The 708-nt window shown below is 41.1% G+C and carries 1 protein-coding gene; it reads left to right on the top strand.

The window, feature by feature from the left end:
* Positions 1-47: 47 nt before the first annotated feature.
* Complete coding sequence (locus AB4653_RS28325) at positions 48-647, top strand: chromosome partitioning protein ParA (protein WP_102258569.1); 600 nt, start codon at positions 48-50, stop codon at positions 645-647.
* Positions 648-708: the final 61 nt, after the last annotated feature.

Raw genomic sequence — 708 nt, 5'->3', positions numbered from 1 at the left:
TTGTCCGTATTCTCTGGTAACTATTTGAAATACTAGGGGGTACAGAAATGAAAAATGGGTTAGTCTGCGCATTAGCCGTGATGATAATCGTGGGGTGCAAAGAATCGAATGAGCCAAAGGCGACTGCAGTGGAACAACCGAGTGTCATATCTCACATAGATAAAACACCTGAACTAGTCGCAGAATTAAAGGCACAACCGACAATCGATGGTCAGTTTAGGCTGCTATATGAGCGCTTTGAACCCATGCTTGACCGCAGTGACTTTCTTACTGGTACTGATGAAAACAATGATGGTATCCGCGATGACATTGAGGCGTTTATTGATGCGTTAGAAGTGACCGAGCCAGTCCGAAAAGCCTTAAAACAAGAGGCTCGGCAGGCACAAGAAAGTCTTTATCACGACTGGAGTGAAAAGAATAACGCCAATATAAAAAAGGCACTAGCGATTAGCCATAAATATAACAAAATTCTCGCTTGTAAGAAATTTGTTGGTATTGATGTTGATGACAATATAAATACAGGAAGAACCGTTGATGTACTCACTTACAATACAAAAGCCCGCACTATGACTTACTTGGCTTATAACCACCTATTAGATGGTTCCGTAAGTACCTCTCTAAAAGTAGAGGCTAAGTACTGTGAATAAGTTAGTCACCCCGTTCAAATCTCCCCCTTAATTGATATTTTTCCCCTCTTTTGAAACACAG

This window comes from Vibrio sp. 10N.222.48.A3 (genome assembly GCF_041475345.1).
In the GTDB taxonomy this organism is placed as follows: Bacteria; Pseudomonadota; Gammaproteobacteria; order Enterobacterales; family Vibrionaceae; genus Vibrio; species Vibrio tasmaniensis_A.
Note: the sequence above shows the minus strand (reverse complement) of the source record. Positions and strands in the feature narration are given on the sequence as shown.

Coding starts and splice junctions, on each gene's coding strand:
- AB4653_RS28325 (WP_102258569.1), top strand. CDS start 48: ATGAAAAATGGGTTAGTCTGCGCATTAGCCGTGATGATAATCGTGGGG.